11 protein-coding genes are annotated in these 14,277 nt (G+C 67.2%); 2 read left to right on the top strand and 9 right to left on the bottom strand.

Annotated elements, in window-relative coordinates; translation table 11 throughout:
- Window positions 1-38: 38 nt before the first annotated feature.
- Window positions 39-605, top strand: coding sequence for a dCTP deaminase (dcd, locus tag QPK29_RS02485; protein WP_056131857.1), 567 nt, complete (start codon window positions 39-41; stop codon window positions 603-605).
- Window positions 606-655: 50 nt separating this feature from the next.
- Here dcd and QPK29_RS02480 read toward each other — a convergent pair whose 3' ends face one another.
- Complete coding sequence (locus tag QPK29_RS02480) at window positions 656-2,911, bottom strand: arginine/lysine/ornithine decarboxylase (protein WP_056131860.1); 2,256 nt, start codon at window positions 2,909-2,911, stop codon at window positions 656-658.
- Between the two features lie 262 nt (window positions 2,912-3,173).
- Here QPK29_RS02480 and QPK29_RS02475 point away from each other — a divergent pair, with 262 nt between their 5' ends.
- Entirely contained in the window at window positions 3,174-3,677 is a 504-nt protein-coding gene (locus QPK29_RS02475) for a hypothetical protein (protein ID WP_371769782.1), read from the top strand.
- Here QPK29_RS02475 and QPK29_RS02470 read toward each other — a convergent pair whose 3' ends face one another.
- The 8 genes from QPK29_RS02470 to QPK29_RS02435 form a co-directional block, all read right to left on the bottom strand.
- Window positions 3,678-4,166 (bottom strand): dihydrofolate reductase, encoded by a 489-nt coding sequence (locus QPK29_RS02470; protein ID WP_371769783.1) that lies wholly within the window; start codon window positions 4,164-4,166, stop codon window positions 3,678-3,680.
- 14 nt (window positions 4,167-4,180) lie between these two features.
- On the bottom strand, window positions 4,181-4,975 hold the full coding sequence (thyA, locus tag QPK29_RS02465; RefSeq protein WP_056328850.1) for a thymidylate synthase: 795 nt from the start codon (window positions 4,973-4,975) through the stop codon (window positions 4,181-4,183).
- Window positions 4,976-5,014: 39 nt separating this feature from the next.
- Window positions 5,015-6,109 carry a threonine aldolase family protein gene (locus QPK29_RS02460; RefSeq protein WP_371769784.1) on the bottom strand — a complete coding sequence of 365 codons (1,095 nt, stop codon included), beginning with the start codon at window positions 6,107-6,109 and terminating at the stop codon, window positions 5,015-5,017.
- An 80-nt stretch (window positions 6,110-6,189) separates the two neighbouring features.
- On the bottom strand, window positions 6,190-8,202 hold the full coding sequence (locus tag QPK29_RS02455) for a methyl-accepting chemotaxis protein (protein ID WP_371769785.1): 2,013 nt from the start codon (window positions 8,200-8,202) through the stop codon (window positions 6,190-6,192).
- A 155-nt stretch (window positions 8,203-8,357) separates the two neighbouring features.
- Window positions 8,358-10,181: an ABC transporter transmembrane domain-containing protein gene (locus QPK29_RS02450; RefSeq protein WP_371769786.1), complete on the bottom strand. Its 1,824-nt coding sequence runs from the start codon at window positions 10,179-10,181 to the stop codon at window positions 8,358-8,360.
- Between the two features lie 31 nt (window positions 10,182-10,212).
- Entirely contained in the window at window positions 10,213-11,280 is a 1,068-nt protein-coding gene (locus QPK29_RS02445) for a lipocalin-like domain-containing protein (RefSeq protein WP_371769787.1), read from the bottom strand.
- Complete coding sequence (locus QPK29_RS02440) at window positions 11,280-13,841, bottom strand: FtsX-like permease family protein (RefSeq protein ID WP_371769788.1); 2,562 nt, start codon at window positions 13,839-13,841, stop codon at window positions 11,280-11,282. Before QPK29_RS02440 ends, QPK29_RS02445 begins: the two co-directional genes overlap by 1 nt.
- Entirely contained in the window at window positions 13,829-14,275 is a 447-nt protein-coding gene (locus QPK29_RS02435) for a DUF4124 domain-containing protein (RefSeq protein WP_371769789.1), read from the bottom strand. The genes QPK29_RS02440 and QPK29_RS02435 overlap by 13 nt, the downstream gene beginning before the upstream one ends.
- Between the last annotated feature and the right edge of the window lie 2 nt (window positions 14,276-14,277).

Raw genomic sequence — 14,277 nt, 5'->3', positions numbered from 1 at the left:
GATTCATATCCCCATTTTTTTGGAAAAGAAGCCCAGCGATGAGTATCAAGAGCGACAAATGGATCCGCCGGATGGCGGAAGAACACGGCATGATCGAACCGTTCTCGCCGAAACAGGTGCGCGAGACGGACGGCCGCAAGATCATTTCGTGGGGCACGTCCTCGTACGGCTACGACATCCGCTGCGCCGACGAATTCAAGGTGTTCACGAACATCAACAGCACCATCGTCGATCCGAAGAACTTCGATTCGAACTCGTTCGTCGACGTGAAGAGCGACGTGTGCATCATCCCGCCGAACTCCTTCGCGCTGGCCCGCACGATCGAGTACTTCAAGATCCCGCGCAACGTGCTGACCGTCTGCCTGGGCAAGTCGACCTATGCGCGCTGCGGCATCATCGTCAACGTGACGCCGTTCGAGCCGGAGTGGGAAGGCTATGTGACCCTGGAGTTTTCGAACACGACGCCGCTGCCGGCCAAGATCTACGCCGGCGAAGGCTGCGCGCAGGTGCTGTTCTTCGAGAGCGACGAGGTCTGCGAGACCTCGTACAAGGACCGCGGCGGCAAGTACCAGGGCCAGCATGGCGTGACGCTGCCGAAGGCCTGATCGCGCCGGACACGTAAAAAAGGAGGCCGCGGCCTCCTTTTTTTACACCGTCAGTCCTGCTTCACGCAGTCGACGAAATACCCCAGCTTCCCGTCGATCTCGCGCTTCACGAGACCATGCACGTCCGTCTCGAAGCCCGGGAAGCGCTCGTTGAAGTCGCGTGCGAAGCGCAGGTAGTCGACGATGGTCTTGTTGAAACGCTCGCCCGGGATCAGCAGGGGGATGCCCGGCGGGTAGGGCGTCAGCAGGATCGCCGTGATGCGGCCTTCCAGTTCCTCGATCGCCACGCGCTCGATCTCGCGGTGCGCCATCTTCGCGAACGCGTCCGACGGCTTCATCGCCGGGATCATGTCCGACAAATACATCTCGGTCGTCAGGCGGGCGACGTCGCGCGATTTGTAGAAGTCGTGGATCTGCTGGCACAGGTCGCGCAGGCCCCACGATTCGTAGCGCGGGTTCGCGGCCGTGAACTCCGGCATGATGCGCCACATCGGCTGGTTGCGGTCGTAGTCGTCCTTGAACTGCTGCAGCGCGGTGACGAGCGTGTTCCAGCGGCCCTTCGTGATGCCGATCGTGAACATGATGAAGAACGAGTACAGGCCGCACTTCTCGATGATCACGCCGTGCTCGGCGAGGTACTTGGTGACGATCGACGCCGGGATGCCGGAGGTGCCGAACGAGCCGTCCAGCGACAGGCCCGGGGTGACGACCGTCGCCTTGATCGGGTCGAGCATGTTGAAGCCTTCGGCCAGCCTGCCGAAGCCGTGCCAGTCGTCGTCCGCGTGGATCATCCAGTCGGCCTGCGTGCCGATGCCTTCCTCGCTCGTGACCTGCGGGCCCCACACCTTGAACCACCAGTCGTCGCCGTAGTCCTCGTCGACCTTCTGCATCGCGCGGCGGAAGTCCAGCGCTTCATAGATCGATTCCTCGACGAGGGCCGTGCCGCCCGGCGCTTCCATCATCGCGGCGGCGACGTCGCACGACGCGATGATCGAGTATTGCGGCGACGTCGACGTGTGCATCAGGTACGCCTCGTTGAATGCGTCCTGGTCCAGCGCCACGGTCTCCGATTCGCGCACGAGCACCTGCGAGGCCTGCGACAGGCCTGCGAGCAGCTTGTGCGTGGACTGCGTCGAGAAGATCATCGACTGCTTCGCGCGCGGGCGGTCGCGGCCGATCGCGTGCATGTTGCGGTAGAAGTCGTGGAACGTCGCGTGCGGCAGCCAGGCTTCGTCGAAGTGCAAGGTGTCGATCTCGCCGTCCAGCAGTTCGCGCAAGGTCTCGACGTTGTAGACGACGCCGTCGTAGGTCGACTGCGTGATCGTCAGGATGCGCGGCTTCTTGTTCTTCGCTTCGCGGGCGAACGGGTTCGCTTCGATCTTCCGGCGGATCGACTCCGGCGAGAATTCTTCCAGCGGGATCGGGCCGATGATGCCGAGGTTGTTCCGGGTCGGCATCAGGAACACGGGGATCGCGCCGCACATGATGATCGAGTGCAGGATCGACTTATGACAGTTGCGGTCGACGACGACGATGTCGCCCGGCGCCACGGTCGAATGCCACACCATCTTGTTCGAGGTCGAGGTGCCGTTCGTGACGAAGTAGCAGTGGTCGGCGTTGTAGATGCGCGCGGCGTTGCGCTCCGACTTCGCCACGGGGCCCGTGTGGTCCAGCAGCTGGCCCAGTTCCTCGACGGCGTTGCAGACGTCGGCGCGCAGCATGTTCTCGCCGAAGAACTGGTGGAACATCTGGCCGATCGGCGACTTCAGGAATGCGACGCCGCCCGAGTGGCCGGGGCAGTGCCAGGAATACGACCCGTCGTTGGCGTAGTTGACGAGCGCGCGGAAGAACGGCGGCGCCAGGCTGTCCAGGTAGGCTTTCGCTTCGCGGATGATGTGGCGCGCGACGAATTCCGGCGTGTCCTCGAACATGTGGATGAAGCCGTGCAGCTCCTTCAGGATGTCGTTCGGGATGTGGCGGCTCGTGCGGGTCTCGCCGTAGATGTAGATCGGGATGTCCGAGTTCTTGTGGCGGATCTCCTGCACGAACGCGCGCAGGCCGCTCAGTGCGAAATTGGTCTCCTCGATGGTGCCGCCGCCGAATTCCTCGTCGTCGATCGACAGCACGAAGGCGGAAGCGCGCGACTGCTGCTGGGCGAACTGGGACAGGTCGCCATAGCTGGTCAGGCCGAGCACTTCCATGCCTTCTTTTTCCATCGCGGCCGCAAGCGCGCGAATGCCGAGACCGGACGTGTTCTCGGAACGGAAATCCTCGTCAATGATGACGATTGGGAAACGAAATTTCATGGACAGCTCCAAAGCGAAGCGCCGTGCGCGCCGCTATCCGGGAGGGAAGGCGGCCGGGCACGGCACCGGAAAAATGAAGAAGCGGATTTTCGCAGAAATCGCGGGGTCCCGTGCAAAAATTTTTAATAGGTTAGCTACACGGGGCAGATTGTGGCGCACTCTTGTGTAAACAAGATGACGGAGCGGCCGCTACGTTAAGGGATTAACGGAAGCGGGTATGCGGCGGGCGTAGAGTGGGGACTCTTTTGCAGCCGAGGTCATCATGTCCACCGTCCGCGTCCAGTTGGAAAGCAGCGTCCCCCGTTCGCCCGCCGAGCTGTGGGACTGGAGCACGTCGGTCGAGGGCGTCGTGACCGAGATGGGACCGGTCCTGAAGCTCGATTTCCCCGAGGGGATGACGCACATCCCGCGCGACGGCAGCGACCTTGGGCGGCCGCTGGGCGATTACCGGTTCCTGCTGTTCGGCGTCGTGCCGGTCGATCTGTCGCGGCTGACCTTTACCGAGATGGAGCCGGGCCGCCGCTTCGTCGAGCAGTCGCCGCTGCTGTCGATGAAGAGCTGGCGGCACGAACGGATCATCACGCCGTCCCGGGACGGTTCGAAAGTCGTCGACCGCCTGGAATTCACGCCGCGCTTCGCCGGCCCCGTCGTCGGCTGGATCATCGAGCGCTTCTTCCGCCACCGCCACGCGGTGCTGAGGAAGCACTACCGCGAGCGCCGCTCGGTGGCCAGAGGAGAACAGGGCGCCCAGCGGATCCACGCGTAGCTACCTGACTCTGTCGTAGGTGACGATGGCGTAGTCGACGCCGGCCGTCGGCGAGTGCAGGGGCTCGTTCGAGACGGCGGCCCACTGCGCGCTGTCGATCTCCGGGAAGAACGTGTCGCAGCGGTAGGCCTTGTCGATGTGCGTGACGATCAGGCGGTCGGCAACGCGCATCGCCTCCGCGAAGATCTGCGCGCCGCCGATGATGCTGGCCGAGTCGGCGCCGACGAGGGTGACGGCATCTTCCAGCGAATGCACGACGTCCACGCCGTCATGGCCCCAGTCGGTATTGCGCGTGACGACGATGTTGCGGCGGCCCGGCAGCGGACGGCCGATCGATTCGAACGTCTTGCGGCCCATGATGATCGGGTGGCCGAGGGTCACGCGCTTGAAGTGCGCGAGGTCCTCGGGCAGGTGCCAGGGCAGCTGGTTGTCGACGCCGATGCCGCGGTTGGCATCCATCGCGACGACGAGGGATAAATGGTTGGCCATGCGAACCTCCTTGCTTACACGGCGACCGGCGCCTTGATGGCCGGGTGCGGATCGTAGCCGACGATCTCGACATCCTCGAATTTATAATCGAACAGCGAGTCGGGTTTGCGGTGGATGACCAGCCGGGGCAGCGGACGCTCCTCGCGCGACAGCTGCAGCTCGACCTGCTCCATATGGTTCGAGTACAGGTGGCAGTCGCCGCCCGTCCACACGAAGTCGCCGACGTCCAGGCCGGCCTGCTGCGCCATCATGTGCGTGAGCAGCGCGTACGACGCGATGTTGAACGGGACGCCGAGGAAGATGTCGGCGCTGCGCTGGTACAGCTGGCACGACAACTTGCCGTCCGCAACATAAAACTGGAACAGCGCGTGACATGGCGGCAGCTTCATCTTCGGCACGTCGGCCACGTTCCAGGCCGACACGATCATGCGGCGCGAGTCCGGATTGTTCTTGATCTGGTCCATGACCTGCGTGATCTGGTCGATGTGCTCGCCGGACGGCGTCGGCCAGCTGCGCCACTGGTAGCCGTAGATGGGGCCGAGGTCGCCGTTCGCGTCCGCCCACTCGTCCCAGATCGAGACGCCGTTTTCCTTCAGGTACGCGATATTCGTGGAGCCGGCGAGGAACCAGATCAGTTCATGGATGATCGACCGCAGGTGCAGCTTTTTCGTGGTCACCAGCGGGAACCCGTCCTGCAGGTTGAAGCGCATCTGGTGGCCGAACACGGAACGGGTGCCGGTGCCGGTGCGGTCGGTCTTGACCGTGCCATGGTCCAGCACATGGCGCATCAGGTCGTGGTATTGGCGCATCGGTGTGGCTCGATTTGAAAGGTTGAAAACCCGCGCATTTTAACCCAAGCCGCGCTCCACGGCGGCCGCCAGCAGCGCCACGGCTTCGCGCACGCGGCCGTCGGGCGTGTCGAGCAGGTTGTCGCCCACGTACAGCTCGAAGAACGCGGTATCCGGCAGCACGCCGTGGTTGACGCGATTGAACGGCCAGATGCCGTGGTCGCGCGCCAGCTCGCGGCGGATCTCGAGCGCGCGCTCGCGGCTCACGGGCAGGTGGACGTGCAGCATGTTGGCTTGCGGCCGGGCGGGGTTCACGCGCAGCACCGGGTGGTCGCGCAGCACGTCGAACAGGAAGCGCGTGCGCTCGAAGTACGCGGGCATCGCGGCCAGTCTCTGCTCGAACTGCATCGCCGCCGCGACCACGTACGGCGAGCGATGGATCACGTTGCCGCCCTGGCGCTTGAACCATTCGGCGGCCTGCGCGACGAATTCGCGGCTCCCGGCGAGCATGGCGCCACCGAGACCGCCGATGCCCTTGTACAGCGACGTGTAGACCGTGTCGAAGCCGGCCGCGATCTCGGCCACCGGACGGCCATATCCTGCCGCCGTCTCCCACAGGCGCGCGCCGTCCATGTGCAGGTGGATGCCGCGCGCGCGGCAGTGCGCCTTGATGGCCTGCAGGTCGTCCCACGCCGACAACTGGCCGCCGATCTCGCGCATCGGGATCTCGAGCGCGACGGCGGACAGGCGGTCCGGGATGCCCGTGATGTCGGCGGCCGTCCACGGACGAAACGGGTCGCCCGTGCGCAGCGCGTCGAAATGCCCCAGCAACTGGTAGTTGGAACGTTCGTGGACGAAGATGTGGGCGGTCGGATGCAGCGCCACCGGTGCGCGTTCGCGCGCGTCGGCGGCGAGCCGCAAGGTCGTCACCTGCGCGAGCGTGCCGCTGATGCAGAACACGGCGGCCTCGAAGCCGAGGACTTCGGCCACGCGGGCCTCGAAGCGCTGGATCAGGGCGCCGTCGCCGTAAGTGTCGTGGGCGATGCCGTTGGCGTCGCACCAGGCGGCCATCGCGGCGAACATCTCCGCCGGCGTGCGGGCGCGGTGGCCGGGGAGGACGGTGGTGCAGCGGGCAAGCAGTTCGGTGTCGGTCAAGGTGACGCTCCAGGCAGGTGGCGTTACTCTACACCGAAGGCAGCGGAGGTGGAAGGGCTGTAAAGCGACGGCGGTTTGAGTCAGTACTGCGCGAGCGCAGTGCGCTTCGTGGCCTGCTGTTGGTCCAGCTTGAACAACCGCACCGAGCGCGCCAGCTGGTCCGCCTGTTCCTGCATGGCCTGGGCGGCCGCGCTGGCCTCCTCGACGAGGGCAGCGTTCTGCTGGGTGACCTGGTCCATCTCGCCGATCGAGCGGTTGATGTGCTCGATGCCGGTGCTCTGCGCCGCGTTGGCCGTGCTGATGCGGGCCATGATGGCGGTGACCTTCTCGGCGCTGGCCAGCACTTCGTTCATCGTGACGCCCGCTTCCTGCACGATGCGGCTGCCCGCATCCACTTCCGCCGTCGACGCGACGATCAGGCCCTTGATCTCCTTCGCCGCGGCGGCGCTGCGCTGGGCGAGGTTGCGCACCTCGGTCGCCACGACGGCGAAGCCGCGGCCCTGTTCGCCGGCGCGCGCGGCTTCCACGGCCGCGTTGAGGGCGAGGATGTTGGTCTGGAACGCGATGCCGTCGATGACGCCGATGATGTCGCCGATCTTGCCGGACGACGCCTTGATCGTGTCCATCGTGTCGATCACTTCGCGCACCATGCGCCCGCCTTCCTGCGCCACCATCGACGTGTTCACTGCCAGCTGGTTTGCTTCGTGGGCGTCGCCGGCGTTGCGGCGCACGGTCTCCGTCAGGTCCTGCATCGAATTCACGGTGGACGCCAGGTTGGCGGCCTGCTGCTCGGTGCGCGAGCACAGGTCCAGGTTGCCGGTCGAGATTTCGCCGGACGCGTTGGCGATCTGCTCGGCGCCGCTGCGCACCTGGCCGACGACGGTCGACAGGCTGCCGCTGATGTTGTTCATGGCGTCGGCCAGCAGGCCGATCTCGTCGCTGCGGTCGACCGGGATGCGCACGGTGAGGTCGCCCTCGGCGATGCGGACGGCGGCGTCGCGGGCCCGTACGAGCGGACGGGTGACGGTGTGCTTCATCACGGTGTGCAGGATCGCCGCGAAGATCGCCAGCGCCACGAGGCCGATGGCGATGTAGCGGTTGCGCAGGCTCGCCGCTTCCTTGGTGATCTCGTCTTCGTACGTGCCGCCGGCGATCATCCAGTTCCAGTCCTTGAACAGCGTGTAGGCGGCGACTTTCGTGCGCGGGCTGGTCTCGCCCGCCTCGGCGTTCTGCCACGGGTACTGGATCAGGCCGTGCTTCGTTGCCAGCATCTCCTTGATGAATTCGCGGCCGCTCGCATCCTTGCTGGCGAGGATGTTCTTGCCTTCCTTGACGGGGTGGACGATCAGGTCGCCGTAGGTCTTGCCGGGCGTTGCGTCGAGCACGTAGTAATAGCCCGTGTCGCCCACCTTCATCTTCCTGATGCGGTCGCGCAGCGCGGCGATGTTGGCGTCGACGTCGAGGCCGATGTACAGGATGCCGATCACCTTGCCGGACGCGTCGCGGATCGGTTCGTAGTCCGTCATGAACTGCTTGCCGAACAGCCTCACCAGGCCGACGTAGGGTTTGCCCGCGCGGATCGCGGCATACGCGGGGCTCTCGTGGGCGAGGATCGTGCCGACGGCGCGGTCGCCGTTTTCCTTCTTGACCGACGTGCTGATGCGGACGAAGTCGTCGCCGCTGGCCACGAAGATCGTCGCGTTGCCGCCGGTCTGGTGCGTGAAGCGGTCGGGCAGCGTGAAGTCGAGGTTCAGGGGCTTGCCGTTCGAGTTCAGGGTGGGCACCTGCTTGTCGCCGACGGCAACCATCGCGTCAGGGTCCAGCGTGAACTCGCCTTCGAAATGCGTGGCGAAGATGCGGCCGAAGCTCGTGGCCTGGCTCTTCATCACGTTGTCGAACATCTCGACGGCGTTGACGACGCTCTGCAGTTCCGAGTTGACGTTGGCGATCGCGCGGGCATGCAGCATCGACGACGTCGTCCAGGTGATGGTGAAGACGAGGCCGGCGAGGATGACGGACACGAGGGCGAACGTGAAGGCCGTGATCTTTGCGCCGACCGTCAGGTTCGCGACGCTGAACGATTTCTTGTTCATGAAAATAGGGGATAAGCTGGCGTTGCGCTATGGTACGCCAGGTATCCACTGGGAAACAAAAATGTGTCGCGTTTTCGATGTGTTCATGCAACAAATTCTTGCCGGGATGGCATGAATCGTTGCGTAACCATGCGCGGGGTTATCGTCCGGCTAACTCAATGCTCGACCTGGACGTTATGGAACTGTAAAGCCGCCAGGTTCGCGTAGATGCCGCCGAGCGCCACCAGCGACGCGTGCGTGCCCGTCTCGACGATGCGCCCGTCCTCCATCACGATGATGCGGTCGGCCCGCTGCACGGTGGCCAGGCGGTGCGCGATGATGAGCGTGGTGCGGCCCACCATCGCCGCTTCCAGCGCGCGCTGCACGAGGCGTTCCGACTCCGCGTCGAGGGCGCTCGTCGCTTCGTCCAGCAGCAGCAGCGGGGGATTCTTGAGGAGTGCGCGCGCGATGGCCACGCGCTGGCGCTGGCCGCCCGACAGGCGCACGCCGCGCTCGCCCAGGTAGGACTGGTAACCCTGCGGCAGGCGTTCGATGAATTCGTGGGCCGCGGCCAGCTTCGCGGCGGCGATCACTTCTTCGTCCGTCGCGTCGGCGCGGCCGTAGCGGATGTTTTCCAGCGCGTTCGCGGAGAAGATGACGGTGTCCTGCGGGACGATGCCGATGGCGCCGCGCAGCACGTGCAGGTCGAGGTCGCGGATGTCCACGCCGTCGAGGCGGATGCCGCCTGCCTGCGGGTCGTAGAAGCGCAGCAGCAGCTGGAACAAGGTGGTCTTGCCGGCGCCGGACGGGCCGACCACGGCCACCGTCTCGCCGGGATTCACGTCCAGGCTCACGTGGTCCAGCGCCGCGGTCTCGGGCCGCGACGGGTACGAGAACTGCACGTTCGCGAGGTTCAGGGCGGCACCGCCGGCCGTGCGGTGCGGCAGCGGCGTCGGGTGTGCGGGGTTGCGGATGTCGGAGCGCACGGCCAGCAGTTCCAGCAGGCGCTCGGTGGCGCCGGCCGCGCGCTGGGCCTCGCCCATCACTTCGGACAGCGCGCCGATGGCCCCGGACACGATCGACGCGTACAGGATGAACTGGCCCAGGTCGCCGCCCGTCATGGCGCCTTCCAGGACGGCATGCGCGCCCAGCCACAGCACGAACACGATGGCGCCGAAGACCAGCGCGATCGCGAGCATCGTCAGGACGGCGCGGGCGCGGATGCGCCGCATCGCCGTCGCGAACGCGCCTTCGACGGAAGACCCGAAGCGCCGGGCTTCGATCTTCTCGTGGGTGAAGGCCTGCACGGTGGGCATGGCGTTGAGGATCTCGCCGGCGATGGCCGACGCGTCGGCGATGCGGTCCTGCGAATCGCGCGACAGCTTGCGCACGCGCCGGCCGAACAGCACGATCGGCACGACGACCAGCACCAGCAGGCCGAGGATGATCGACGTGAGCTTCGCGCTCGTCACGAACAGCATCGCGAGGCCGCCGACGAACAGCAGGGTGTTGCGCAGCGCGAGCGAGATGCTCGTGCCGACGACGGTCTGGATCAGCGTGGTGTCGGTGGTCAGGCGCGACAGCACCTCGCCCGTGCGCGTCGTCTCGAAGAATTCGGGACTCTGTTCGACGACGTGGCGGTAGACGGCGCTGCGGATGTCCGCCGTCACGCGCTCGCCGAGCCACGACACCGTGTAGTAGCGCGCCGCCGTCGCGACCGCGAGCACGGCGGCCACGCCGAACAGCGCGAGGAACGTGGCGTTGACGCTGGCGGCGTTCGACGCACCGCCCTTCGCGCCGAAGCCGTGGTCGATCATCTGCTTGAAGGCGGCCGGGATTGCCAGCGTGGCGCTGGCCGCGACGAGCAGGGCGATGCCGGCGAACAGGAACTGGCGGCGGTACGGCCGCAGGAAGGGCAGCAGGCCTTTCAATGCGGCGAGGGCGCCCTTGCGCGAGGTGGAGTCGTTGGATGGGGTGTCGCTGGTGGAACCGTTGCTCATGTCGTCTTCTTGTTCGTCTTGTTGCGGATGCTTACAGCTTCATGGCCGATACGTAGCCGGTCAGCTCGAGGTAGCCCCTTCCGGCGGGCCTTCCGTCGCGCTGCACGGTGACGGCGCCTTCCCAGTACACGGCCCCGGTCGAGCGGCGCGAATCGAGTTCCTGGTCCGGCTGCAGCGGCTCGATGCGCCATTGCGTCGTCCCCGTGGTGAGCAGCGTCGCCACCGGGTAGGCGGCGTTCGTGCGCGGCGAGGTCCAGGTTCGTTGCGGCGCGAAGCGCACCTGGTCCGGACCGTATTGCGTCACCTTGCCGGCGCCGTCGCGCCAGGTCGCGTGGGCCCACAGTGTACTACCATCCCTGGCGCGGATCCGGAAGGCCATCAGCGCGCCGCCGTCGTCGAGGTTCACGCCGGTCCAGTCCCAGCCCGCGGCCTTCGTGTCGAGCACCTGGCTGGACCATTCATGGTCGAGCCATGCGGTGCCCGTCACGGCCTGCTTGCGGCCCGCGTGAACGACGTCGCCGTCGACCTGCAGATGCGGCTCGCTATAGTAATAGCTGGCGTGGCCCGCCTGTGGACCCTTTTGCGAAAAGCCGGCCTCGCCCTGCAGCAGCACCGGTTGCGTGGGCGTGAGCCGCAACGTGAACGACAGCTCGCCGGCGCGCACGACGACGCGGTAGCGGCCGTCCGGTTCACGCCGCATGCTCCAGTCGTCGAGTTTCACGTCCGTCGTGCCCGTGCCCGCGTAGGCGAGCCCGAAACCGGCACGCGCGCTTCTCTGGTCGTGCACGAGGTGGCCAAGCACCGGGTCGGACAGCGCCGCGTGGCCGATGATCAGCTGTTTCGGTGCGAACGCGCTCGGGTTGGCCGGATCCGTCTCCGTGCGGCTGCGGAAGAACGTGACCTGGAAGCCGAGCGGCTTGCCGTCGGGTGTTTTCAGCCAGCCGGTCGCGTACCACCATTCCGTGCGGTAGTCCGGATGGGCGCCGTAATCGGCGGGGAAGGCCAGGGTGCGTCCTGGCGTGACGGGTGCGAACGCAGGCGGCGCCGCGTGGACGCACGTCGCCACGAGCCATAGCAGCAGGGTACGCACCAGGATCATCACCAGTCCTCCCGTACCGCGCGCACCGGCCCGCCGGACAATGCGTAGCGGCCCGACACGAGCGCCGTCGCAACGGACGCCGCCACCAGCACGGCCGCGACGCTGCCCAGCAGGGGCCACGGCAGGTGCAACTGCATCGTCCAGTGGAACGACTGCGGATTCACGACGTAGACGAGGATCAGGCTGATGACGAGGCCGAGGACGAAGCCCGTGACCACACCGAGCGCCGTCAACGCGCCGCCCTCGACGGCGAGAATGCCCAGCACCTGCCTGCGCGTGACGCCCACATGGCGCAGCATGCCGAATTCCTTCGCGCGCGCCAGCGTCTGCGCCGAGAATGTCGCGGCCACGCCCGAGAGGCCGATGGCGATGGCGATCGCTTCCAGCAGATAGGTCACGGCGAAGCTGCGGTCGAAGATGCGCAAACTCATGGCCCGGATGTCGCCGGGCCGGGCCAGTTGGAGTGCCGCGCCGAACGGCAGTTTGCGCAGCGCGGCCTCGACGTGCGCGACATCGGCGCCGGGGGCGACCCACAGCGCGGCATCGGTGACGGTCGTGTCGCCCGTCAGCGCGCGATAGTCATCCAGGAGCACGACGACGGCGCCGGTCTGGTTGGCATAGTCGCGCCAGACGCCGGCGATGAAGAAAGGCTGCGGCCGGCCGCCCAGCGGCAGGTTCACGGTCTGCCCGGGCTTCAACCGGTACAGGTCCGTCATCGCTTCCGATACCCACACGGGCCGGGCGCCGGCGGGCACCGGGGCCGGGTCGCCGACGAGGGCCAGCATCCGTCCCGGATCGTTCGCGTCGATATCGCGCGCGACGAGCGCGATGTTCGGGCGGGCCGGGTCGAGCGACAACGGCCGCGTGCGCAGGAACGCGGCGCGCGCGACACCGGGCACGCCGGCCAGCGCCGCCTGTTCCGGCGCGCCGAAGCCGCCCGTGTTGCCGCCGCTGCTGCTGCGCACGTACAGGTCGGCCGGCAGGATGTGCAGGATCCAGTCGTCGACGGAGACGCGGAAGCTGGCGACCATGATGCCCATCGCGACCATCAGGCTGAAGCTCGCGAGCACGCCACCGAGGGCGATCGAGGCCTGGCCCGGCGCGTTGGCGAGGCGCGCCAGCGTGAGTGCCAGCACGGGCGAATGGTCTTCACGGCGGCGCAGCACGCGGTCCAGTGACCGGAATGCGGATGCGGCCAACCGGGGCATCAGGCCGATGCCGCCGATGAGCAGCAGGGCGACGGCGAAGTAGCCGAACAGCGGCAACCCGAACACGGGCGGCGCGAACGCGCAGGCGCCGGCGAGCAGAAGGCAGACCACGGCGGGCCAGACGCGGTTGAGGCGCTCCAGCGCCGTCTCGTCGTTGCCCGACTTGAGTGCGATGGCGGGCCGGGCACGCGCGGCTTCGAGTGCCGGCGCGGCGCAGCCGAGCAGCGCGACGCCGAGGCCCAGGCCGAAATAGACGAGGGCGGCGCCGGGCGCGAACTGTACGTGCGGTTTCACGCCGGGGAAGTAGCCGGCGCCGAGGTCGCCGCCGAACAGCGACAGGGCGGCCGCCGCGAGGCCGTAGCCCGCCGCGATGCCGAGCAGGGCGCCGAGCACGCCCAGGGTCGCGCCTTCCAGCAGCACCTGGCGCAGCAGCGCGCGCCGTTCCAGGCCGAGCACGCGCAGCAGCGCGAACTGCCCGCGCCGGCGCAGCACGGACAGCGCCTGCGTGGAAAAGACGAGGAATGCGCCGGTGAACAGGGCGACCAGCGCCAGCACCGTCAGGTTCACCCGGTACGCGCGGCTGAGGTTATTGCTGCGGCTTTCCTGGTTGGCGTCGCCGGGACGGCCGACCGTGAAGCGGCCGGGATAATCGCGCTCCAGTTCCGCCGCCAGCGCGCGCTCGAACGTGGCGCGGTCGACGCCGTCGCGCAGTTTCAGGTCGATGCGCGACAGTTTGCCGGTGAGTCGAAAACGCCACTGCAGCGCGCCGATGTCCATCACGCCGAGGCGCTGGCCGCTGCGCGCGCGCAGGATCGGCCCCGCCACGCGCAGCGCCAGGTCGCGCGTGCCGGCGCGGACCGTGATGCTGTCGCCGCGCGCCTTGCCCAGCCACGCCTGCGCGGCCGGCGACAGGAACACCGTGTCGTCCGCGAGGACGTCGTACGGGCGGGACGCCTCCGGCACACCCATCAGGTCGGGGGCGATGTAGCCGGCGCGGAAGGCGTCGAGGCCGACGATCTTCAGCGACCCCTGGCCATCGGCCCGCGCGGCGTCGACTTCGAGCACGGGCGAGGCGAGGGCGACGCCTTCGTGGGTGGTCAGGCGTGGGTAGATGCCCTCGTCGAACAGCGCTTCGCGCCCCGTGACCTGGACGTCGGCCTGGCCGGAGAGGCTGTGCACGGCCGCGTTGAATTCATTGAATGCCGCTGCATTGATCAGGTGGATGGCGAAGCCCATCGCGACGCCGACCGCGATGGCGACGACGGCCAGCACCGCGCGCATCGGGTGCGCGCGCCACTCGCCGAACAGCAGCCAGCGCGACAACGGGTTGACGCCGAGGATCACGCCGGACATTCCACCGCCAGCGCTTCCGTCGCCCGTTTCGACCGGCGCTGCGCGGCCATCTTGGCGCGGCCCGTCAGCCGGGCGACGTCTTCCTCGGCCCAGCGCTTGCGCAGGTTCAGCCGCGCGCACTGCTTGCGGTGCGTGGCGGCGGCTCTGGCCTGGCGCGCGTCGGCCTTGTCGCTGCGTTCCTGTTCCCGCTTTTGTTCCTTCTCCCGCGCGATGCGCAGCTTTTCCAGCTGGAGGAGCGTGCGCGCGTCGCGCGTAGGCACCGATTCCGCGCCTTCGGGGCGGATGCCCACCGGCGCCGGCAGCTCGACCGACTTGCCGTGGACGCAGGGGCGGTCCGAGTAACTCGTCTTGCCGTCCTGCGTGCATTTGTAGACGGGATCGGCGAGGGCATTGGTCAGCAAACAGGCCGCGAGCAGGGGAAGAAAACGCATCATGC

It is taken from the genome of Massilia orientalis (assembly GCF_030411975.2).
Classification (GTDB): domain Bacteria; phylum Pseudomonadota; class Gammaproteobacteria; order Burkholderiales; family Burkholderiaceae_D; genus Telluria; species Telluria orientalis.
Note: the sequence above shows the minus strand (reverse complement) of the source record. Positions and strands in the feature narration are given on the sequence as shown.

What these genes read in the sequence shown, in the direction of transcription:
- QPK29_RS02440 (WP_371769788.1), bottom strand. Translation starts at nt 13,841, where the DNA reads ATGTCCGGCGTGATCCTCGGCGTCAACCCGTTGTCGCGCTGGCTGCTG.
- QPK29_RS02455 (WP_371769785.1), bottom strand. Translation starts at nt 8,202, where the DNA reads ATGAACAAGAAATCGTTCAGCGTCGCGAACCTGACGGTCGGCGCAAAG.
- QPK29_RS02470 (WP_371769783.1), bottom strand. Translation starts at nt 4,166, where the DNA reads ATGGCCAACCATTTATCCCTCGTCGTCGCGATGGATGCCAACCGCGGC.
- QPK29_RS02450 (WP_371769786.1), bottom strand. Translation starts at nt 10,181, where the DNA reads ATGAGCAACGGTTCCACCAGCGACACCCCATCCAACGACTCCACCTCG.
- QPK29_RS02480 (WP_056131860.1), bottom strand. Translation starts at nt 2,911, where the DNA reads ATGAAATTTCGTTTCCCAATCGTCATCATTGACGAGGATTTCCGTTCC.
- thyA (WP_056328850.1), bottom strand. Translation starts at nt 4,975, where the DNA reads ATGCGCCAATACCACGACCTGATGCGCCATGTGCTGGACCATGGCACG.
- QPK29_RS02435 (WP_371769789.1), bottom strand. Translation starts at nt 14,275, where the DNA reads ATGATGCGTTTTCTTCCCCTGCTCGCGGCCTGTTTGCTGACCAATGCC.
- dcd (WP_056131857.1), top strand. Translation starts at nt 39, where the DNA reads ATGAGTATCAAGAGCGACAAATGGATCCGCCGGATGGCGGAAGAACAC.
- QPK29_RS02445 (WP_371769787.1), bottom strand. Translation starts at nt 11,280, where the DNA reads ATGATCCTGGTGCGTACCCTGCTGCTATGGCTCGTGGCGACGTGCGTC.
- QPK29_RS02475 (WP_371769782.1), top strand. Translation starts at nt 3,174, where the DNA reads ATGTCCACCGTCCGCGTCCAGTTGGAAAGCAGCGTCCCCCGTTCGCCC.